Below are 20,829 nucleotides of genomic sequence, written 5' to 3' on the forward strand. Positions count from 1 at the left end.
CCCTAAAAATTATTCCCCATTTTTTCTTGACGCTTACCAGTGTACTTGAAGTTTATTGCCATTTGGATCATAAAAGTGGAAATAGGCATGCCCATTATCTTCTTTAAATTCCTCCACCTCAACCCCATTATTCTTAAGGTGTTGGTGAAATTTAGATAGCTCTGGACTTGTGAAGCCAATGCTGAAGGCTGGTTCGTTGTTGATTGTAAAATGTGCAAATGTTTCATCCGGCGTAGGAACTAAGATAAGTAAAAAATGTCCTTCGTTTATTTTCATAATTGCGAATGGATCCTCTGTAATGGTTACCAATTGAAGACCTAATACATCTTTGTACCATGTCGCAGACTGATCTAAGTCCTTTACAGGAATTCGAATATAGTGTACTTTGTCAATGAATGATTTACTCAATAGATACATCTCCTTTGTTAGATGACTGAATCGGAAATAACAGCATTATAATACATTCGACAAGCAAGAAGTAATTCCTTCTTGAACTAACACGGAAGAGAGAGCGAATCAATTAACTAGGTCAGTGCTACGTTGCACGATTGATAACCACATTACCAATTAACAAACAGAACACTTGGAATTTTATCCAAGTGTTCTGTTTTACACTAGCACTCTTATTTTATTCCTCCCAATTCCACAACTCCACTTCGCCCAATTGCTCTCCTTGAACGAAGGTAGCATCTTGTAGTTTTAACAATTCTTTTGCAGGCCCTGTTACAACAGCGCCATATACAGTGAAACCTTCGTCTTTGATGTATTGATATTTTTCCTCTAAATGTCCGAGGCGCAAGAAATCTTGATAATAGCTTTCAGGCTTTTCCAGTAGTTCTTCTATATTTTTAATCATTAATTGCTTGCTTTCCTCTAACGAACCTTCGTCTAACCAATTTATCCGTAGGGATTGATGATAATTTTCATCATGGTCCATACCGCCTGTTAAACCAATGACATCGGATAGCATGATTAAGTTGTTACTACCACCCCAACCGGACGGATCATAATTGATAAATTCTCCCGTATACAAAGGCATCCATAACACAACGAGGTCGTACGAACGTAGCGCTTTTACTAATTGTTCAGCTTCCATAAAATCTGTCGTTGAAAAAGCTAACTCGCCAACCGTTCCTTCAGGCAGCATTTCTAATGTTTCCCAAACATTTGGGGAAGTATTGGCTTCTAGCTTTTTGTCGGAACGTGGGTCTTTAGGAAGTGAAAAGGAAAATTCACTTAATTGTTGTAGACCAGGATGGGAATACTGAATATTGGACAGTCTATTAGAAAGTTTCTTGGTAACTTGTGCCTCCCCAATAACAAGATCCTCTTTCCCTACCTTTTTCAGTAAATCAAAGGACAAACTTTTTGTTCCGAATGCAGATAAATCTTCTTCTTTGATATCAAAATCGCCTCGAACATTGGGAACCGTCCACTCAAGTGCAAGACTTGAATAATACATGTTTTCGTTACCAATGGCAAGTTTATCCGAAATAATATTCGTTACCATCATATACACTCCATAAATGAATAGGACTGCTACCAATATTCGTAAAATCCGTAATGTTAGGCTGAACTTTGATTTCTTTAAGATTCGTTTTTCTAGGTCTTTATTCCATTCTGTCATACTCCCACCCTTTCTTTTTGGCGAGGGCTGCTAAGCGTTTCCTCGCTCGATGGATCGTCACTTTTACTTGTTCTTCCGTTAGCTGTAACGCCTCCATTATTTCTTTATAGCTAAATTCCTGATACTCCCGCAAATAGATAATAGACCGGTATTGTTCTGGTAAATAGCCCAACAGATCTTCAAGTTGTTGATGCGTTTCTTGCGTTATTAGAGAGTCTTCAGGAATCCCGTACGGACTAATCATTTCTTTCTTCGACGAAACAAGTGATAGAAGAGGAATAGCCTTCCGTCGTTTCTGCTTTCGCCATTCATCTAAATACGCATTTCGCGCTACTTTAAAAAGCCAAGCCCGTGCTTCTTCTCCCTCATATTCATGAAGATGGATCGTTGCACGAACGAACGTTTCTTGAGTCAAATCCTCTGCAAGATGCGCTGAACCACTTAACTTCAACAGATAAAAGTAAAGGGTCTTTGCGTATTGTCTATATAGATTGTCTAATTTTAGTTGATTTCGCATCGGACCCTCCTCTTTACATTCCTATTACATACACGTTTAACCGATAAAAATGTTACAGTACTTTTTGAATTTTTCATAGAGCGTTTTTGCAAAAATTACGTTTGAAATGAATTTGAATGATCGTAATTTCTTTTTTGAATTATTTTTTCTTTATAACGTAATTATTATTGTTTTATAAAGTAAATTAATATATGATGGTTGTAAAGGAGGAGGTTAGCTTATGGATCGTTCATTCAAATTAAATACGCATTTATTGAAAAAACGAGTCCCGAATTTAACGGTTGCTGCTAAAAATGAGGGATTACGGCCTGCCACGGTTTCCAATCTAACAACTGGAAAGATTCCGATCGGTCGAGCTGAGGTTAGAACGTTAGTTGCTTTATCCAAAATAGCAGACTGCACATTGGACGAATTACTCATCTTTGAAGACGAAACCGAAAAAATTGAAACAGGAATCAAGACCATTGATTTATTCGCTCCATTTGTTCGAGGGGGAACAGCCGGCTTAGTCGCACAACCGGGGATGGGACAACTCGTTTTATTAGCAGAACTCTTTTATCGAATGAGAAGGCTGAACTTTTATACAATCCTATTTATGCCCAATGAAGCAATTCAAGGGATTGATGATGCCACTTCGAATGCGGATTGTTTTTGCTCGAATGTAGATGATATCTTGCGGCAAATAGAGACTGTAAATGCTGAGCAGGATATTCTAATTGGCGTCGACCGATCGATTTTACTATCTGGGGACCTCAATGAATTTAAGGAACGAATGAATAATGAGGTAGACGATCCAATTACTTATCTCATCGTTGATACAACGGGGCAAGCAGTAGATGATGATTCACTTTATGGTCCATTGGAATCGCTTTGGTCTTTTGATATGGACTTAGCAACAAGAAATATGTTCCCAGCCATTAATCCAGTTAACTCCACATCCACATTGTTAGAAAATGAATACCTAGAGGCGAGCCATGTAAACAGTATACGTGCTGCAAAAAAACTGCTAAGACGTTACCGAGAATTAGCTTTTCTTGTGGATCGTTTTGGTGAAACCAAATTAGCGGATAGAGACAGAGTGACTTATCACCGTGGCTTACGACTGGAAGCATTTTTTACCCAACCATTTTATATAACAGAACCCTTCACTAAAAAAACAGGGGTGTGGGTGAGCTTACAGGATACCATTAAGGATGTTCAGTCTATTATGGATGGAAAAGCGGATCAGCTTGCGGTAGATGAGTTGATGTATCGAGGGGGGATTTAATGGCTAAACACTATAACCTTGCTCCAACCACCGATACATTACATGGTTTTTTTAGTAAGGATTTAGATCCTGTAATAGAAATTGAATCTGGTGATACGGTTGTTTTTGAGACGTTAGATTCTGCATGGGGGATAGAGAAACGTCCTGCTTTAGGAAAAACAAGACCAAAGTTCACGAATATCAAACCGCATAGACGGCCAGAGCATTTTGGTCATGCTTTAGTTGGCCCTGTCTATATCAATGGTGCAAAACCGGGGCAAGTATTAGAAATCACCATTAACAACATTGTTCCAGGTACATGGGGGTGGACTTCAGCCGGTGGTTTTAAAAGTTATTGGAATGAAAAAATGGCTCTTGAACAAGAACCTGAAGTCATGTTAGATTTTGCAATCGATTACGAGAATAATGTAGCTTTCAGTCAGTTTCATAATTTTAGCTACAATCTCAAGGTGAATCCGTTCATGGGAATCATGGGGATGCCTCCTCCCATTGCAGGTAACCATTCCACGATTGTTCCTAGACCTTGGGGTGGGAATATCGATTGCAAGGAATTACAGGCTGGGAGTAAAGTCTATTTTCCAATACCTGTTAAAGGTTGCTTATTTTCAACAGGAGACGGCCATGCTGTTCAGGGAGATGGGGAAGTGAGTGGGCCTGGACTAGAATGTCCCATGAAGGAAGTTAATTTTACGTTTAACATCATCGATGACATGGAGTTAACGATGCCTAGAGCCAAAACGAATACGGGTTGGATCACAATGGGGTTTCATGAAAATCTTGAAGAAGCGATGTGGATCGCGTTAAATGAGATGGTTCATTTCATTTCTTCGCTGTATAACATCGAACGTACGGAAGCTTATGCTTTAGCCTCCTTAGTGGTTGATCTGCGAATTACCCAAATTGTAAATACGGTGAAAGGCGTCCATGCCGTTTTGCCCTTTGATTCGATTCGCTGATATTGGTCGATAAAAATTAAAAAAGGAGAGGTTTATTATGGCAAAGGGATATATTTCAAGGGATTATGCAACTGTTAATGGAGGTGAAATTTATTATGAAGTAGCTGGTGAAGGGGAAGCTATTATTCTATTACATGGGTTATTTTTAGATTCAAGAATGTGGGATCACCAATTTGAAACTTTATCAAAGACGAACAAAGTAATTCGAGTCGATTTACGAGGTTTCGGAAAAACAATGATTACGGAGGACCCCTTTTCCAATTCGGATGATTTAAAAGGGATATTCGAACATCTCAATATTGAAAACGCTCACATAGTTGGTCTATCTTTTGGTGCAATTGTCGCATTAGAATTTACGATCACATACCCAGAATTCGTTAAAAGCTTAACGTTGTGTTCCTTGAATTTAAACCGTGATGTGTCTCAGGAATTAAAAGAAGCTAGAGGAGAAATGTTTGGAGCATTTCAAAATGGCGAAATTGAAAAGTGTGCAACCATATCGGAAAAAATATGGCTAAACGGAATTTCGTCTCCAGTGGAAATTACAGATGAAGATCATACCCTTTATCGAACGGTGACAATCGATAATCTAAACAAACCTAGAATAAAATCCAATCCTATATTTATGAAAAATATAGCAGAACGGATAGAGGAAGTCAGTGTTCCTACGCTTATTCTTTTTGGGAGATCTGACTTTGAAGACTATCAAAACTTTGCTAACGTTTTAGAGCATTCCATAAAGAATAGCAGGAAGCTAGCTTTTGCTAACTCTGCTCATATGATTAACATCAGTGAACCTGATTTATTTACCAAGACTATCGAAAGTTTTGTAAATAAGAAACAATGACGGGGGAGTGCTGCGCAGAGGGTTGGTTAAACAGAAGGTTAGAAATAGAATTTTTTCAAGTTTGTGAGAAGGTTCATGAACTCCTTCGAGAATAGGTAACACCACGTGATGACTACCCCCAAAGATTTAAGTGGACTTTGGGGGCGGGGGTTTTATATACATCAACATGAAGCGTGTAAATTTCATGATAAATTATCGGAATATTGTGTTACTATATATGGAGGAGAAGAAAATGAATCAAACAAAGGGGAAGAACAATGGATAAATTACTTTTTGATAAGTTAGTAACAGATGCTTTATCAAAGAAGAATATATTTGGTGCCGTATTATATGTAGAAAGTGGAGACAATTCGATATCAATGCTAAAGGGAGCGGGGAATTTAAGAGCTGACCAACCTTATTTCATCGCAAGCGTCACAAAGATTTATGTTACTGCTGTTTTACTTAAGTTGAGATCCGAAAATCGTATCCATCTCCAAGATAACATCTTGCAATACCTCTCAGATGATATCCTCCATGAACTCCACGTATTCAAGGGAAAAGATTATTCCAGAGAAATAACAATCCACCATTTAATGGCCAATACATCAGGAATACCAGATTATTTTTCTTCTGAAGCAGTGAAGGACTTAACAGCAGGAAATGATCAAAGCTGGGGCTTTGAACGGGCAATCACGTACGCGAAACAAAAAAAGCCCAAGTTTGCTCCAGGAAAAAGGGTGCAATATTCGGATACAAACTATCAGCTATTAGGAAAAATTATTGAAGTGATAACGAAAAAAGACATCCATACAGTTTTTAAGGAGTACGTTTTTGAGGAATTAAAATTAGAGGATACGTATTTATACGAAAATGTAAATGATGATCGGCCAGCTCCTATCAATTACAAAGACAGGAAAATTTATTTACCGAACTATATGGCATCCATTGGACCTGAAGGAGGAATTGTATCGACTGCAAAAGACTCGATGATTTTTCTAAAGGCATTTATGAATGGTCATTTCTTTCCGAAAGAATATTTGAATGAGTTGTACGATTGGAAACTTCTTTTTGGTCCAGGATTATTCTTTTATGGTGTCGGGATCGCAAATCAACCTATATCTATCAAAGAATTAAAAAATGGATTGATTGGACATTGGGGACAGACAGGTGCATTTGCATTTTATCATCCAAAGACAGACCTATATTTTACGGGTACAACCAATCAGTTCTACGGGCAAAGTGTCGCAGCTAAAATGATGTTAAAAATGATAAAACATGTAGATCGGTAACGGTTATCTTGAAAGTGGAAGACGGGGATTTAGTAGAAGAAAGTTTAAAGTTGAGGGGGAATAGAATGGAAAATTGTGTGTTTTGTAATCCAGATTTAGAACCAAATCAAAGCGTTATTTTAAGTAATGAGCATTGTCTCTTTTTACAATTAGAACAATCACAACTAAAAGGTAGCACACTTGAAGGTGCAGGGTTAATTGTTCCTAAGAAGCATAGAGAAACAGCTTTCGATTTAACGCAGATAGAATGGGAAGCAACGTACAAGCTACTTCAGCAAGTGAAACAATACATAGATGAAGAACACGAACCTCACGGATATAATCTGGGTTGGAACTGCGGTGAAGTCGCTGGACAGCATATTTTTCATGCTCATTTTCATGTTATACCAAGATATGAAGATGAACCACTTGCAGGTAAAGGCATTCGCTATCTGTTTAAAGGAAAAGAAAATCAGAGGGGAAGTAATTGAGTTTTAACTTTGAAGTTGGTTAGTGGAGGGTTTAATTTTTATATACGAGGAGCATCGTAATGGAAACCTGTTAAGCTAAGAAATGACTGGCTATCCTTCGATAACTTTTCTAAGTTAAAAAAAGAACTAGAAGCATATTCCATAACGGTTAGATAAAACATCTTAAAGCGAGAGGGGAGTAGTATGAAGAAATTTGTAATTGGCATATGTATCATTGTTATCGGTTTTGCTGCTTTCATCATTTACAATCATAAACAAGAACCAACGAAGGAAGATGTATTTCATGCTACGAAGGATTGGTCTCCACGAACGGAGGATGTGTATTATATAAGTAAAATTAATGGCGACTGGTTAACGATCTTTAAAAATCAAAATTCCATCATGATTGGACAATTAAGGCAGAATTGGCTTGGCTCTTGGGAAATTAGAGACGAGAGTGGGAATGAAAGTACGTTGGCTTCCACTTACACTCCACCTGATATAGATGATGATATTACGTGGAGTGCAGAAGTAGATAAGGAAACAGAGACATCCTACTATTTCGGGCAAGTAATAAATTCGAAGATAAATACCATTACAGTGGAAACGAAGGAAGATGTTCATGAAGATGTACCATTACTAACTTCTAATGGAGGGCTTTTTTTCTTTAAGAGGGTAAAAGGACAGGTAAATACGCCAATTAACATAAGAGGTTTTTCTAAAACAGGTGAATTATTATTTTCAACGCTTCCAGAATAACTTAATAGATATGTAGGTTTGTTAAAATATCGGTGGCTTTTGGGAAAGAGGAAATTGTTATACGTAATGTAATGCTGTATTAGTAATTATAAACATTTATATATGTAAAATTAGGCTATTAGGGAATTATCCAAAACTGTCCAGGAAAATTTACACTTGTTTTACAAGAAGAAGATGAAGAAAAATCCATACAGTTTGAAGCGGAAGAAAATCCTGAACTTAAACGTATGTTAAAGGAAAGTCAGGAGCAGTATGAAAATAACCGTGGCATGACAACCTCAGAATTATTAAATTCTATGTCCAAGAAGGACTTTATGTAATGTATGATCGAAGTTATTTGTTCACCTAAAATTATTAAGAATGATGTTGTTATCCTTGCTATCCTTTTTCCAGGTGAAAACTAAATAAACCTTATACATGAATTCATATGAACATATATTAAAACAAGTTATGTTTTTTTTTATTACTATTCTTTCTTAATAACCGAAAATGATAAAGAATTGAGAAGGGGTACATGATAAAAACTTTAGGGGCGTTAATTCAAGAGGATTAACGTTATTATTATTGAACTTATTATACGAAAAAGCTAGTTTAGTGGAAGGTTGTTGGTTAACTTTCATTCCACAATCGGCCATTTTGCGGGATAAATAAACCTATACTGAAATGGGGTCATACAGTGTATCGGATAATCGGTAATGGGCTTATACTTATTTGTTTACTTGTTATAGTCGGTTGTAGTGGAGATGAAGAGAATGAGGTTTTTAAAATTTCCGATGGAGATCCAATTGTTTTAACTCACGATCTAGAAGGAGGTATGGATGCAGAACTTAGAGGTGTACTCGAATACGATACGGAAACGAAATGTTTGTATATTAAGAGCACCATCAAAAATGATTTAAACAAAATTATGGTACCCATTTGGCCAAAGGGTACTACTGCATATACAGAAACGAACCTACATGGTGTTAAAATTCCAAACCATGGAACCTTTCTTGAAGGAGATACGGTAGAAGGTGGTGGTGGGGGAGTTGATGCTTCGAGTTTAGAAAGTGATTGTCTGGATAAAGGGCTCACCTTTGGAGTTACAAGCATCAATAAATAAAAAACGTCGTTTCAGAATGGGGTGCAATAGCTAAAAAAGGCGATCTTAACGGATCGTCTTTATTCTACTTAAAATCTGAAACTATTTTTGGAATATTATGTTAGTATTGAATTGTGTAGATATTAAGCATCGCTTATTGGACTATAGTATAACAGGACATAAATAAAAATATATGGAGGCATCGTTATGTGGGTGATATTAGGCGTGATTGCTATAGTAGCAACTTTTGTAAATCTTATTATGTATAAAGCAGGTAAGGATTATAGGCTTGCTATGGCGATGGGATTATCATTTACAGCATTAACACTTTGTGCAGAATACAGTCTTGTATCTCGGTGGGTAAACGTGGAAGATTGGGCAGCTTTATTGGATGTAGTACCTGGTATGGAAAGGGCATTATGGTTTTTGACAATAGTTTCTATCTTACTAAATATCGCACCAATACTTTTAGAAATGAAAAATAAGAAATGACTATTTCGTGCTTCATTTATATACTATGCAATTATTGTGTAGGTGTTTGTGTAATAGGAAGGGTGCTTTAATGAATGATCATACGGATGGTTTATATTTAGGGAAATATTTATTCATGTTATTGGTGTAGTAAGGAATATTGTGAAATCCGTTTATTCCATTAATGGGTGTGATTGTTCAATTAGAACAGTGCTTTTTGTGCAACTGGCAGGATTGTTTATTAAGAAATAGATAATTGGGAGTTGAGAAAATGGAACACAATATGGGGCTCTATGAAATACCTTTTAATTCCATTAAGTCAGGAAGAAAGAAAGTAGAAGTAAGATTGAATGATGGGAAAAGGAGAAAAATAAGTGTAGGAGATACTATAAATTTCACAAAAATTCCAGATAGAGATGAAACATTAACTGTTGAGGTTATTGAATTAAGGGAATTTCCAACTTTTAAAGAAATGTATGAAACCATTCCTGCAAGTGATTTTGATGCTGTTGGTAGTTCAATTGAAGAAATGGTAGAACAAACTTATAGAATATATACTCCAGAGAAAGAAAAGGAATGGGGTACATTAGCAATTACAATTCAATTATTAGATTCAGGCTTAATAAAGTGAATGTGCGTTTCTGTAAAATGGCAGGAATGCTTTTTACTAACGCAGCAGGTTAGTGAAAGAATCCAAATTGTTGAAACTGATTGGAGGTGCATGTTTGAAAAGAGTACTATCTCTAATTTTACTTGTTGTTATTTTGGGAGCTTGTGGTCAACAGAATAATAGTTCCAATGAAGAAAAACACGAAGGCATCATTGTTAATATTGAGAAGGGTACCTCCACTGGAAAATACATCATATTAACTTTACCAAGTGTGGAGAACATTAATATCTCAGATAAAACAAGAGACGAATTGATTAACCTAGCACAAGAAAATGATGGTGTTTTCTACCATGTCAGCCAAGAAAAGTACGAAGAATTGGGCTTAGAAATAGGTAAACGAATAGTTGGTTATTATAGTGATGTTGGGGAATCAGACCCACCTGTACTTTTAACTGATAAAATAGAGGTAATTTCACAATAGTTATTCGGGTTTTGTTTAACGGAGGAGTTAATTCAAGAAGGATTAACGCTATTTTTGTAGTACGTATTGTACTAAAGTAGCAGTAATATTGAATAAAACATAGTATGTATATTCATATTGCAATTAGTTCATTTAATATAAATTCTTAAACATTCTTTAAACAGAGAGCTTCGGAAGGTGAAAAGAGGTACTCTTCTCATCATTGCCTTTATCGAAGCTAATTTTAACCATTCTTACATTTAACGAACCAAGCTCCTTGATCCATTAAAGCAGCAGGTGTGTGGAAAAAGAGTTTTTTACTTTTTAAAGGAGTATAAAACATCTAAATAATGTGTTATTAACAGAGTGATGGATTGTGCAGGATTACAGAATAAAGCCTGTATTTACATTTATTCCAAGAGGGGTGGAATTATTAATAAAACAGGTATGTTAAACCCTATTAAAAAGTTCATACTAGATAAAACCCGATTATTAAAAATAGAAGAACTGAAATTGCCTGACCAAGCTATTGAAGAGTTTGATAAAATGTTCATAAGATATATATCATCAGGTGATGGTAGTATCTTTACATATAACAGTAGATACCCATTATATATGTTTTTGAATTATGTAATTGAGAATAAGGGCGTATTAATACACGGGTCTAATAATTCCTCCATAAACAAATTTGAGCCAAGAAATAGTTCTCTCTTTAACGGTAAGCCTATTAAAGCTGTTTTCGCTTCATCTGACGGAATATGGTCATTATTTTTTGCAGTTCAAAACAGAAAAGGCTATATTGGATCAATTAGAAACATGTGCTTATCTGTTACTACAAACAAAGGAAAAAAACGTTATTATTATTTTTCAACGAATAATATTGCTCCAAACAGTTGGACAAATGGAACGATATATTTTTTTACAAAGAACCTATTTAAACAAGGTGGAATTAGAGACGAATGGGTTTGTGAAAGAGAATTGGAACCGCTCGCGAGATTAACCGTAACACCAAGCGATTTTCCTTTTTTAGATAAAGTCAGGGTCCATAGAGAAACTGAATCACTAGCTAAAACAATTATAAAAGCGCTACTTTTTAAGATGTGATAAATTTTCTTTTCTAGAATTGCTGAAGATGAAGTAGGCAATATGAATTTCAAATGGAGGGGATAATATGTACCGAAAGATAATAGTATTAATTTAAACTAGATATGCAATCAATGGTTGATATTAAACAAAAAGGTTAGGTTAAGAAGTAAAAAAACTTAGGGGGATACAATTGCAAAAGTGCGAGAAATGTCATACAAAATTTAAATGGATAGATATTTATAGATCAGTTTGGAAATCAACTAATAAAAAAACAATAGTGCATTGTAGGCAATGTGAAACCGAGCATATTATCAATATAGCATCCAGAATAATAAATGGATTTATTGCGTTTGTAACGGTATTTACTAGTTCCTATTTGGTATTTTTTCGTTTCGATATTTATGGGCTTCTTTCCTTTTTCTCATTTATCTTAGTACAGCTGGTTTTAATGGCTCTTGTCTTTACAATAACACCTTTCCTATTTAAGTTTCACTCCAAATATCATTCTAATTATAAGGTGTAAAATGAAGGAATTCTTCTTTTTCATCTTTAATGGAATAGGGAGAATGGCTAGTTCAACTATAGAGACATTTTAGCGAAAAGTTACTACATAACAGAAAGCTGGGATCGAATTGGAATTACTGATTTTTGGATTTCTATTTGCTGTTTTATTTGCAATATATGATGCAATAAGGAAAGTTAACAACAATATCCTTGCGCAGACCGAGGAGTTAAAAAAGATACGTGAAGAATTAAACGATAATAGGAAGAAGTAAGTATTATGTCGGTGAAGTTTTTTGCAAACGGGTTTCGTTACCTACCACAAACATTACAATATATAAGAAATTGACTATTAAATTGTGTGCTAATTTGGTAGTCAATTTTTGTTTTTATTCGTCTGAATTTTACAATAGATTGTGATGAATATGTTAAAATAAATGTAGAGTTTATGAGACTTTGTTCTTTAACTGACGTGGCAGAAGCGGTGAAGAAGATATGCCAAATTACATAAATAAAAATGTGTTGAATTTCAGTTGTATTCAAAAAAAGTTGTTGGAAGGGCTGTGTTAAATAAATGACCATAAGAAAACCGAATGAGTTAGAAATTGAAAAGATATTAACACATTCTCCCCAATCTATATTTGAGGGAACTTTAGGTGAAGCAAAAGCAACGATTGATAAAGCAAAACAACTGGTAGAACCTCTTTTAAGGAAGGGGAGTTATTATTTAATATCAACGGAAAACAATGTTATTACGGGTTGGATTCTTATAGGTGGAAGTAAAGACCAGTTTTCGAATAAGACAATTGGATTTATTTATGAATTGTTTGTTTTAGATGAATACAGAGGTAGAGGTATCTCAAAACAATTGATTAAAGCTGGTGTAGAACAACTAAAAAAAGAAGGATACCTCGAAGTACGTTTAAGCGTATTTGAAGGAAATCAAGCAATTAAGATATATGAGAGTATGGGCTTTAAAAACAGAACAATTACGATGAGTATCTCATTATAAGTAGTCTTGTTTCATTAGTAACCCGTGCAAACCAAAAGATTGATATTTTAATAAGGAAATAGAAGATATTTGCTAAATTGTTTCTTATTCAATCTTATCATCTATGTTCAATAAAACTTTTTACAACACTCACTCGTATATACTAATAAATAAATTGGAAAGGGGTTACCATTATGAAAAAACGGTTTATTTTTCTATTGCTCATATTTGTACTTTTATTATCGGCTTGTAACAATAGCGATGGATTATTTGGAAAAACTTTTGATGTTAGTGTTAGATCGTCACTTAATAATCCTGAAAAATTTGACGCGATAATGACCTTAGAATTTTCAGATGGGAATCTAGTGAAAAATACGAGGGGGTATGAAGAGGGTACCTATGAGTGGAAAGAAGATGAGCTTGTACTTTTATCTGAAAATGAAAACGAGAACTTAGAATTTATATTTACAGTTAAAGAAAGTGATAAAGAATTCAGTAAGTATTCAGCAGTAATTAGTGATATTGTTTATGAAATGACTAATCCGGATAAAATAAGCCACTTACAAAATTTATTTTCTAAATTCGATAAAGAACGGACATACGAATTCATAACAAAATAGAAAACTAACCTATCTAAGTGAAACTTCAGTAATGAACGATTTGGTGCTTTCGTAGAACAAACTAACTCTGCTAATATGTCGTAAACGGGAAAGTAATAGATGGGAGGGGTATTTTGTATTATCAAGATTTTAACACAATCATATTAAGTATATTCCCTTTGTGGGCGGTCTTTCTCCTCTTCCAAAGATTGATACATGGTTATGGTAATAAAGGTAATTGGAAGAAAGATACTATTCTCACTTTTATTCAATCTGTTGTTGTTATATTTATTGTTCTTCCTATTCTAACTAACTTAAATTAATAGATTATAACTTATAAATACTAAAATTTATCTTTTAACTAAGGAGTGCGTTTATTCAAGAAGGATTAACACTAATTAGAGAAGTTGTTTTCTACACCATATGGAAGTAGAAAGTTTACAATTCTTGATTTAGATGGAAATGAATTGGGATTTGTACAAGATAATATTTCTGATTAGAATCTTTTTCTCAACTAAAGAGTAGTTTTATTTAACAGGAAAATATTTAAAAAGGGGATGAGAAAGCATGCCAAAGGTTTTAAAAATAATGTTATTTTGGACGCTCGTATTTCCAACCATCATTACTATCTTTCGTATAATTACAGATTATATTTTAGGCAAGGAAATTGAAATGCTATCATACTCTGCAGTTTTCTTAGGTATAGCTGCTGCGGGATTGATTTTTGCCGGACCATTAAATTATTTAATATCTAAATCCAAAGAAGATTAAATTTGCTTAATAACACTGTCTCTATCATCAAAAGTTCAGCCCCCACAGACTTTCTTCTTATAACCCTTTCTTGTTCATTAATGAGCAAACTTTAACGCCTAATAAAGGCCACCTAAAAAAAGTAAAACATTAGATTAGAAATTCATGGAAAACGATTATCATTTCAAAAAGTTGTCACAAAAGTAATACGGGCGATGAGTGTCAAATGGAATTAAATGCCTAATATGGTGCCGTTTGTTTCCTTATGACATAAAATATCCACACCTTCTTGACTAATTTGTGAAATCTTTCTCAAACTATTGTATTTTCCTTGGGAGAATAATAGTATATATAAGGATTTTAGTTATAAATTTTCGGGAACATGTTATATATACGCAACTTAGGAGAGGGGTAACGACATGAAACTCAAATGGATTTTGTTATCACTATTTATCACTATATCCACAGTGTTAATAGGGTGTGAACCGGTCCTTGTTTTGGATCCAAAGGGTCCACAAGCGGAGACGACAGCAAATGTTATTTGGTTATCGATCGCAACAATGGCCTTTATTGTAATTGTTGTCTTTGTGCTTTTAGTGATTATTTTAGTCAAGTATCGCGCATCGAAACAACGTGAAGATTATGAGCCTCCACATATCGAGGGAAATCATATTTTAGAAGGAATTATCGTTGGAATTCCTGTGTTAATCATCATTTTCCTTTCGATTGTATCGGTGAAGTCAACGTATGAAGTCGAGTCTGTACCTGAAGGGTATGAAGATCAGGAACCACTTGTCATTTACGCTTCATCTTCGAATTGGAAATGGCATTTTAGTTATCCAGAACAAGATATTGAAACGGTCAACTATGTGTTTATACCTACCGATCGTCGGGTCGAGTTTAGACTGTATTCATTTGGACCAATTACTAGTTTTTGGATTCCACAGCTTGCTGGGCAAAAATATGCCATGGCAGACATGGTAACAACGATCCATCTAGCAGCGGAAGCGCCTGGGGAATACATGGGTCGTAACGCAAACTTCAGTGGAGAAGGGTTTGCCGAAAATATATTTAATGTTACCGCCTTGTCGCATGATGAATTTAATACGTGGGTAGATGAGATCCATGCTACGGCAGAACCTCTCACAGAAGAAACATTTGATAGATTATTAGAACCAGGGCATCTTGGGCAAATGACTTTTACAGGAACACATTTAGAGTTCTCACCGGCTCCTGAGGGAGAACATGGTGGACACAATCATGGTCCAAGTGAATCATCAGATATGGAACATGATCATTCAGACCATGACGATCATGGTGGAAATGACGATCACGGAGAGCATGATCATGATAGCCATGAATAGTTTTTCGAGTTTGAGCAGCGAGATGGACGAAATACGGAACCTCGAAAGGAGTATGGAACATGGAATTTTTTGATAGATTCGCCGTCCCACATCCGAGTCCATTGATTTATGCGTCAATGGTAGCGATTGGGCTTACCGTAATTGCGATTTTCTTAGGTATTACCTATTTCAAAAAATGGGGCTATCTATGGCGCGAGTGGTTAACAACGGTTGACCATAAGCGAATCGGGATTATGTATATTATTTCAGCATTGCTGATGCTTTTCCGTGGTGGTGCAGACGCTGTTATGATGCGCTTGCAAACCTCGGTTCCAGATAATGCATTTTTAGATGCACAGCATTATAATGAAGTTTTTACAACGCACGGGGTTGTTATGATTTTCTTCATGGCAATGGCGTTTGTCATTGGGTTAATGAACTTCGTAGTTCCACTTCAAATTGGAGCACGAGACGTAGCATTTCCGCGTCTGAACGCGATTAGCTTCTGGTTGTATTTTGCTGGAGCAATGCTATTTAATATTTCCTTTGTTGTTGGTGGATCACCAGATGCAGGGTGGACGAATTATTATCCACTTGCAAGTACAGATTTTAGTACCTCTGTAGGTATCAACTACTATAATTGGGCATTGCAGATTTCTGGAATTGGTACCCTAATGACAGGGATTAACTTTATTGTTACGATCCTAAAAATGAGAGCACCGGGCATGAAGTTAATGAAAATGCCAATGTTTACATGGTCTTCTCTAATTACAAATATTATTATTGTATTTGCTTTTCCGGTCTTAACCATTGCCCTACTAATGGGTACGTTTGACCGTCAATTTGGAACGAACTTCTTTACTTCGGTAAATGGTGGAATGGACATGATGTGGGCCAACCTATTTTGGGTTTGGGGACATCCAGAGGTGTACATTTTGATTTTACCGGCATTTGGTATTTACAGTGAGATCATATCAACGTTCTCCAGTCGTAATTTATATGGATATAAATCAATGGTAGGATCCATGGCGATCATATCCCTATTATCCTTCTTGGTTTGGGTACACCATTTCTTTACGATGGGGCATGGAGCACTGACAAATAGTATTTTCTCTATCACAACGATGGCGATTGCAGTGCCAACGGGGATTAAAATCTTTAACTGGCTTCTCACCATGTGGAAAGGGAAGATCAGGTTTACCGTTCCAATGCTTTACTCGGTTGCCTTTATTCCACTGTTTACAATTGGTGGGGTTACAGGGGTTATGCTTGCCATGGCAAGTGCTGACTACCAATACCATAATACGATGTTCTTGGTAGCTCACTTCCACAATGTAATTATTCCAGGTGTTGTCTTTGCGATGTTAGCAGGATTAACTTACTGGTGGCCGAAAATGTTTGGATTTATGCTGAATGAAAAAATTGGGAAATGGGCATTTTGGAATTTAGCGATTGGATTCTGTCTAGCATTCTTCCCAATGTACATTACGGGATTAGACGGTCAGGCGCGACGTATGTACACGTATTCGGAAGCGACAGGATTTGGGCCGTTAAACATGCTTTCCTTCGCAGGTGCTGCGATCATGGCCATCGGTTTTGCTCTTATTGTGTATAACGTGTATTATAGCTTCCGTCATGCGCCAAGAAATGTTGGGGATGATCCGTGGGATGCACGTACTTTGGAATGGGCTACACATAACCCAGTTCCGCATTACAACTTTGCGGTAACACCACAGGTTAATTCATCCCAGGCTTTATGGGATTCGAAAAAACATGGTTATCAACTATTCAAGCATGATTTAACAGAAATTCATATGCCGAATAATAGCGGTGCACCGATTATTTTGGCAGGTTTATTCTTTATCTTTGGATTCTCGTTTGTCTTCTTTATTTGGCCAGGTGTCATCGTTTCCGGCATAGCTATATTAGCTTGTCTGGCATATCGTAGCTTTGAAAAAGATGATGGTTACCATATCCCAGTAAAGGAAATTAAAGAAACAGAAGAAAAATTTGGAGGTGCTAAGAAATGAAGATAGATCACTCGCAGCCTCTTGAATATAGCACCGGACAAAATCAGATGAATATTTTAGGATTCTGGATTTTCCTTGGTGCAGAGATTATGCTTTTTGCGACTTTGTTTACTTCCTATTTCGTCTACGAAGATCGGATTGGAAGTGGCCCTGCAGGAGCAGAAATCTTTGGAATTACACCGGTTCTATTTGAAACGTTTATCCTTTTGACAAGTAGCTTTACGATTGGGCTTGCCATTCATGCGATGCGTATTCAACGGACGAAGGCAATGCTTGTCTTCTTAGGCATTACGCTACTGCTTGGAGCTGCTTTCTTAGGGATTGAAATATATGAGTTTACGCATTACTATCATGTGGGTGCTACACTGCAAACGAGTGCATTTACAGCGATCCTGTTGACCACATTAGGAACGCACGGTGCCCACGTAACATTTGGTCTTTTCTGGGGATTGTTCATCATTCTGCAAATTAGAAAGCGTGGATTAACTCCAGAAACAGCCAATAAATCGTTTATTTTTTCATTGTATTGGCACTTTCTAGACGTTGTTTGGATCTTTATCTTCAGCTTCGTTTATTTGAAAGGAATGATGTAAGATGAAAGAATTATTTCCTTTAAAACAAGTAAATGGATTTGTATTCTCCTTGCTGCTTACGATAATTGCGCTTAGCGTTTATTTCTTGGATATGTCGTTTGAGTTAGGGATGACCATCCTGCTCGTGACAGCATTTATTCAAGCTACCGTCCAGCTCGTCGTATTCATGCACGCTGGAGAAAGTGAAGATAAACGTTCGATTTATACGAGTACGCTCTACGGCATTATCATTGCGTTGTTTACTGTATTTGGTTCGTTATTAGCGATGGTGTGGGGATACTTGTAGAAGGTTTGGCGGAATGAGGATTTTTCACCGAATGTGGTGAGGGATACGGAAAACCGCTAGCGGAAGCCTTTTTGCGTAGAATAGCGGAACGAGGATTCATATAGCCTGGTAGGGAGGATCCTCGTTCTGTTATTTTGTATTATTATGGGGTTTGAGGGAGTATATGTAATCGACATTCCGCTAGTTGGTCAATAGACCGGTGTAATGTGGTGGTTTTGGGTATATAGCGGAATGAGGATCCGGAAAACCGCTCGTGGAAGCCTGTTTGAGTAGAATAACGGAATGAGGATCCAAACAGCATGGTAGGGAGGATCCTCATTCCGTTATTTTGTATTATTATGGGGTTTGAGGGAGTATATGTAATCGACATTCCGCTAGTTGGTCAATAGACCGGTGTAATGTGGTGATTTTGGGCATTTAGCGGAATGAGGATCCGGAAAACCGCTCGTGGAAGCTTGTTTGAGTAGAATAGCGGAACGAGGATCCAAATAGCATGGTAGGGAGGATCCACGTTACGTTATTTTTAAAATAAGGTAGGGATGTGTTTCGGGCCAGAATTCGGATGCCACAAAAGAAAAATCCTAACAAATTCACTTGATGAATTTTGTTAGGATTTGATTATATTACCTTCGTTGGATATGAATTAAAGCTTACTCTCGTTTTTATTCCGTTCCAATACTTCTTCGGTTGCAACTAGAAATAATCCCATGATAAAAATAAATACGCCACCCATAATGGCACCATAACCTATACCTATTACATTAGAGAAATCGTTTACAAAACCATAGAAGAATAAAATAGTTCCAATTATTAAGATTGGTACACAAACAAATTTCGTTATATTTAAGATGCGCGGATTTGATGTCATCATAATCAATCCTCCTTACTCTATATTATTCATTTCGTACACAAATTTGTCAAATTTATTTTAACATTTTATGAAAAATTGATAAATACCTTGACATATTTAGTGATGCTAAACTTTTGAATAAATGGGTAACTAGATAAGGAGCTATTTGGTTGTATGAAAAAACCTTCATTCCAAACGTTCGAATGAAGGTTTCTATGTCTTGGATATTTTGCAGCTAAGGAAGGATTATTGTTGCTGCTCGGTAAGTTGAAGAAGCTTTTCCTCATGATGAGCGAATTTGCCTAACAAAAAATTCGTGGTTTTTTGTGTTTCAGATAGGTCGCTTCGTATTCCATCCACTTTTCTTTCTAATTGATCAAAACGTTTATCAATCTGCTCAAATCGCTTATCGACTTGGTCAAATTTTTCATCGATCTGTTCAAACCTTTTATCAATTTGTGCAAACCTATTATCAATTTGTGCGAACTTTTCATCCATTTTCTCTGAATGGATTTTTAATGCATGTAAAATTTCTTTTAGCATTGTTTCTTGCTCCATGTTTTTTCACCTCCTTATATATAGTATAGCTAAACTTGTACCCATTGAAAAGAGGAAATAGATTCCGGGACAGGGGGACAGGTTTGTTGTCCCAGGATCATTTTTCAGGGGACAGGTTTATTGACCCAAGGTTCATTTTAAACAATGATATACCTTTAAAAATACTTCCAACGTCTGTGCTTTAAGCTTACTGATAGTCCTTCTCTGTGAATTTTTTAATAAAAGGCATAAACATATTAATCGTTACTCCGCTTAAAAATGTGATGAGGAGTGTTCCGATGCCTATTGGTCCATTAAAGAAGAAGGCTAATATAACTAGCACGCCGAATAGCAATGCACGAGAAAAGATAACACTCAATCCAGTCAATTTGGTTATGGCGAGCATTGTACCATCAAATGGAACGGGGGCAAATTTTGCTTGAAGGTAGATTGCGATCCCAAATCCGTTCACAACCATGCCGAGAAAAAAGCAAGCCACTTGACTGACTAAAGATTCAGGGATAAGCCGACCATCGAGTATGAGCACCCAAAAGTCGATGCAAATGCCAATCATTAACGCTGTAAGTAAACCTAACAATTCGGGGCGGGATCGTAGTAGTATGGCATTTAGCAACAACATGAGTGCTCCAAGAATGACTTCCCAGCTTCCGATGGTGAGTCCGATTGTTCGATGCAATCCGACGAGCAACGCATCAAATGGGGAGACTCCAAGCCTTGACTGGAGGGTAAGGACGATACCAAGGGTGAAAATCATAATACCAAATGAATAAAGAAAAAATGTCTTTCGTGTTACCTTCATCAATTTCCCTCCCAATCCGTGTTTATAGCCCACACGATTATTAGTGTAACTGGAATCTTCGTAAAAAGATAGTTGAAAACTCGTTATCTATTAGTCTGGGAATGGGGATTGGTTGGAAATAAAACTAA

25 protein-coding genes are annotated in these 20,829 nt (G+C 36.3%); 19 read left to right on the top strand and 6 right to left on the bottom strand.

The genetic code is table 11. The features are described 5' to 3' along the window. Positions 1-33: 33 nt before the first annotated feature. The 3 genes from BMX40_RS00475 to BMX40_RS00485 all read right to left on the bottom strand — a co-directional run bounded on the left by BMX40_RS00475 (position 34) and on the right by BMX40_RS00485 (position 2,144). The gene (locus BMX40_RS00475) at positions 34-408 is read right to left on the bottom strand and encodes a VOC family protein (protein ID WP_090865696.1); all 375 of its coding nucleotides are present in this window, start codon (positions 406-408) and stop codon (positions 34-36) included. Between the two features lie 220 nt (positions 409-628). Beyond that, complete coding sequence (locus tag BMX40_RS00480; protein WP_090865698.1) at positions 629-1,627, bottom strand: anti-sigma factor; 999 nt, start codon at positions 1,625-1,627, stop codon at positions 629-631. Next, positions 1,611-2,144: a sigma-70 family RNA polymerase sigma factor gene (locus tag BMX40_RS00485; protein ID WP_090865700.1), complete on the bottom strand. Its 534-nt coding sequence runs from the start codon at positions 2,142-2,144 to the stop codon at positions 1,611-1,613. The genes BMX40_RS00480 and BMX40_RS00485 overlap by 17 nt, the downstream gene beginning before the upstream one ends. A gap of 220 nt (positions 2,145-2,364) precedes the next feature. Here BMX40_RS00485 and BMX40_RS00490 point away from each other — a divergent pair, with 220 nt between their 5' ends. From BMX40_RS00490 to qoxD, 19 genes are all read left to right on the top strand, one after another. Further along, entirely contained in the window at positions 2,365-3,411 is a 1,047-nt protein-coding gene (locus BMX40_RS00490; RefSeq protein WP_090865702.1) for a F0F1 ATP synthase subunit beta, read from the top strand. Beyond that, positions 3,411-4,367: an acetamidase/formamidase family protein gene (locus BMX40_RS00495; RefSeq protein WP_090865703.1), complete on the top strand. Its 957-nt coding sequence runs from the start codon at positions 3,411-3,413 to the stop codon at positions 4,365-4,367. The genes BMX40_RS00490 and BMX40_RS00495 overlap by 1 nt, the downstream gene beginning before the upstream one ends. 37 nt (positions 4,368-4,404) lie before the next feature. After that, the gene (locus BMX40_RS00500) at positions 4,405-5,214 is read left to right on the top strand and encodes an alpha/beta fold hydrolase (protein WP_090865704.1); all 810 of its coding nucleotides are present in this window, start codon (positions 4,405-4,407) and stop codon (positions 5,212-5,214) included. Between the two features lie 257 nt (positions 5,215-5,471). Further along, on the top strand, positions 5,472-6,485 hold the full coding sequence (locus tag BMX40_RS00505) for a serine hydrolase domain-containing protein (RefSeq protein ID WP_090865706.1): 1,014 nt from the start codon (positions 5,472-5,474) through the stop codon (positions 6,483-6,485). Between the two features lie 65 nt (positions 6,486-6,550). Continuing rightward, positions 6,551-6,955: an HIT family protein gene (locus BMX40_RS00510; protein WP_090865708.1), complete on the top strand. Its 405-nt coding sequence runs from the start codon at positions 6,551-6,553 to the stop codon at positions 6,953-6,955. Positions 6,956-7,138: 183 nt separating this feature from the next. Next, entirely contained in the window at positions 7,139-7,693 is a 555-nt protein-coding gene (locus BMX40_RS00515) for a hypothetical protein (protein WP_090865710.1), read from the top strand. A 676-nt stretch (positions 7,694-8,369) separates the two neighbouring features. Next, positions 8,370-8,795, top strand: coding sequence for a hypothetical protein (locus BMX40_RS00520; protein ID WP_090865712.1), 426 nt, complete (start codon positions 8,370-8,372; stop codon positions 8,793-8,795). 186 nt (positions 8,796-8,981) lie between these two features. Then, complete coding sequence (locus BMX40_RS00525; RefSeq protein ID WP_090865714.1) at positions 8,982-9,266, top strand: hypothetical protein; 285 nt, start codon at positions 8,982-8,984, stop codon at positions 9,264-9,266. Between the two features lie 250 nt (positions 9,267-9,516). Further along, positions 9,517-9,876 carry an ASCH domain-containing protein gene (locus tag BMX40_RS00530; RefSeq protein ID WP_090865716.1) on the top strand — a complete coding sequence of 120 codons (360 nt, stop codon included), beginning with the start codon at positions 9,517-9,519 and terminating at the stop codon, positions 9,874-9,876. 94 nt (positions 9,877-9,970) lie between these two features. After that, complete coding sequence (locus tag BMX40_RS00535) at positions 9,971-10,336, top strand: hypothetical protein (protein WP_170840613.1); 366 nt, start codon at positions 9,971-9,973, stop codon at positions 10,334-10,336. A gap of 348 nt (positions 10,337-10,684) precedes the next feature. Continuing rightward, entirely contained in the window at positions 10,685-11,419 is a 735-nt protein-coding gene (locus tag BMX40_RS00540; protein ID WP_170840614.1) for a hypothetical protein, read from the top strand. Between the two features lie 172 nt (positions 11,420-11,591). Continuing rightward, entirely contained in the window at positions 11,592-11,924 is a 333-nt protein-coding gene (locus tag BMX40_RS20880) for a TIGR04104 family putative zinc finger protein (RefSeq protein ID WP_170840615.1), read from the top strand. 552 nt (positions 11,925-12,476) lie between these two features. Next, a complete protein-coding gene (locus BMX40_RS00550; RefSeq protein WP_090865724.1) occupies positions 12,477-12,914 on the top strand; it encodes a GNAT family N-acetyltransferase in 438 nt (145 codons plus the stop codon). Positions 12,915-13,087: 173 nt separating this feature from the next. Next, positions 13,088-13,513, top strand: a complete 426-nt coding sequence (locus BMX40_RS00555) for a hypothetical protein (RefSeq protein ID WP_090865726.1) — start codon at positions 13,088-13,090, stop codon at positions 13,511-13,513. A 546-nt stretch (positions 13,514-14,059) separates the two neighbouring features. Further along, positions 14,060-14,263 (top strand): hypothetical protein, encoded by a 204-nt coding sequence (locus BMX40_RS00565; RefSeq protein WP_090865730.1) that lies wholly within the window; start codon positions 14,060-14,062, stop codon positions 14,261-14,263. Between the two features lie 398 nt (positions 14,264-14,661). Further along, positions 14,662-15,606, top strand: a complete 945-nt coding sequence (gene qoxA, locus BMX40_RS00570) for a cytochrome aa3 quinol oxidase subunit II (protein WP_090865732.1) — start codon at positions 14,662-14,664, stop codon at positions 15,604-15,606. 59 nt (positions 15,607-15,665) lie between these two features. Continuing rightward, entirely contained in the window at positions 15,666-17,615 is a 1,950-nt protein-coding gene (qoxB, locus tag BMX40_RS00575) for a cytochrome aa3 quinol oxidase subunit I (protein ID WP_090865734.1), read from the top strand. Continuing rightward, entirely contained in the window at positions 17,612-18,208 is a 597-nt protein-coding gene (gene qoxC, locus BMX40_RS00580; protein WP_090865736.1) for a cytochrome aa3 quinol oxidase subunit III, read from the top strand. Before qoxB ends, qoxC begins: the two co-directional genes overlap by 4 nt. A 1-nt stretch (position 18,209) precedes the next feature. Next, positions 18,210-18,494, top strand: a complete 285-nt coding sequence (gene qoxD / locus BMX40_RS00585; protein ID WP_090865738.1) for a cytochrome aa3 quinol oxidase subunit IV — start codon at positions 18,210-18,212, stop codon at positions 18,492-18,494. 643 nt (positions 18,495-19,137) lie between these two features. On the opposite strand, the gene BMX40_RS00590 is transcribed toward qoxD, so the two are convergent. From BMX40_RS00590 to BMX40_RS00600, 3 genes are all read right to left on the bottom strand, one after another. Continuing rightward, positions 19,138-19,365, bottom strand: a complete 228-nt coding sequence (locus BMX40_RS00590) for a hypothetical protein (RefSeq protein ID WP_244513295.1) — start codon at positions 19,363-19,365, stop codon at positions 19,138-19,140. 225 nt (positions 19,366-19,590) lie between these two features. Continuing rightward, positions 19,591-19,902: a hypothetical protein gene (locus BMX40_RS00595; protein WP_090865741.1), complete on the bottom strand. Its 312-nt coding sequence runs from the start codon at positions 19,900-19,902 to the stop codon at positions 19,591-19,593. 187 nt (positions 19,903-20,089) lie between these two features. Continuing rightward, a complete protein-coding gene (locus BMX40_RS00600) occupies positions 20,090-20,701 on the bottom strand; it encodes a YczE/YyaS/YitT family protein (protein WP_090865743.1) in 612 nt (203 codons plus the stop codon). Between the last annotated feature and the right edge of the window lie 128 nt (positions 20,702-20,829).

It is taken from the genome of Oceanobacillus limi, from assembly GCF_900111445.1.
GTDB classification, from domain to species: domain Bacteria; phylum Bacillota; class Bacilli; order Bacillales; family Amphibacillaceae; genus Ornithinibacillus; species Ornithinibacillus limi.

Coding starts and splice junctions, on each gene's coding strand:
- BMX40_RS00480 (WP_090865698.1), bottom strand. CDS start 1,627: ATGACAGAATGGAATAAAGACCTAGAAAAACGAATCTTAAAGAAATCA.
- BMX40_RS00485 (WP_090865700.1), bottom strand. CDS start 2,144: ATGCGAAATCAACTAAAATTAGACAATCTATATAGACAATACGCAAAG.
- BMX40_RS00490 (WP_090865702.1), top strand. CDS start 2,365: ATGGATCGTTCATTCAAATTAAATACGCATTTATTGAAAAAACGAGTC.
- BMX40_RS00495 (WP_090865703.1), top strand. CDS start 3,411: ATGGCTAAACACTATAACCTTGCTCCAACCACCGATACATTACATGGT.
- BMX40_RS00500 (WP_090865704.1), top strand. CDS start 4,405: ATGGCAAAGGGATATATTTCAAGGGATTATGCAACTGTTAATGGAGGT.
- BMX40_RS00505 (WP_090865706.1), top strand. CDS start 5,472: ATGGATAAATTACTTTTTGATAAGTTAGTAACAGATGCTTTATCAAAG.
- BMX40_RS00510 (WP_090865708.1), top strand. CDS start 6,551: ATGGAAAATTGTGTGTTTTGTAATCCAGATTTAGAACCAAATCAAAGC.
- BMX40_RS00515 (WP_090865710.1), top strand. CDS start 7,139: ATGAAGAAATTTGTAATTGGCATATGTATCATTGTTATCGGTTTTGCT.
- BMX40_RS00525 (WP_090865714.1), top strand. CDS start 8,982: ATGTGGGTGATATTAGGCGTGATTGCTATAGTAGCAACTTTTGTAAAT.
- BMX40_RS00530 (WP_090865716.1), top strand. CDS start 9,517: ATGGAACACAATATGGGGCTCTATGAAATACCTTTTAATTCCATTAAG.
- BMX40_RS00540 (WP_170840614.1), top strand. CDS start 10,685: ATGGATTGTGCAGGATTACAGAATAAAGCCTGTATTTACATTTATTCC.
- BMX40_RS00550 (WP_090865724.1), top strand. CDS start 12,477: ATGACCATAAGAAAACCGAATGAGTTAGAAATTGAAAAGATATTAACA.
- BMX40_RS00555 (WP_090865726.1), top strand. CDS start 13,088: ATGAAAAAACGGTTTATTTTTCTATTGCTCATATTTGTACTTTTATTA.
- BMX40_RS00565 (WP_090865730.1), top strand. CDS start 14,060: ATGCCAAAGGTTTTAAAAATAATGTTATTTTGGACGCTCGTATTTCCA.
- qoxA (WP_090865732.1), top strand. CDS start 14,662: ATGAAACTCAAATGGATTTTGTTATCACTATTTATCACTATATCCACA.
- qoxB (WP_090865734.1), top strand. CDS start 15,666: ATGGAATTTTTTGATAGATTCGCCGTCCCACATCCGAGTCCATTGATT.
- qoxC (WP_090865736.1), top strand. CDS start 17,612: ATGAAGATAGATCACTCGCAGCCTCTTGAATATAGCACCGGACAAAAT.
- qoxD (WP_090865738.1), top strand. CDS start 18,210: ATGAAAGAATTATTTCCTTTAAAACAAGTAAATGGATTTGTATTCTCC.
- BMX40_RS00590 (WP_244513295.1), bottom strand. CDS start 19,365: ATGATGACATCAAATCCGCGCATCTTAAATATAACGAAATTTGTTTGT.
- BMX40_RS00595 (WP_090865741.1), bottom strand. CDS start 19,902: ATGGAGCAAGAAACAATGCTAAAAGAAATTTTACATGCATTAAAAATC.
- BMX40_RS00600 (WP_090865743.1), bottom strand. CDS start 20,701: ATGAAGGTAACACGAAAGACATTTTTTCTTTATTCATTTGGTATTATG.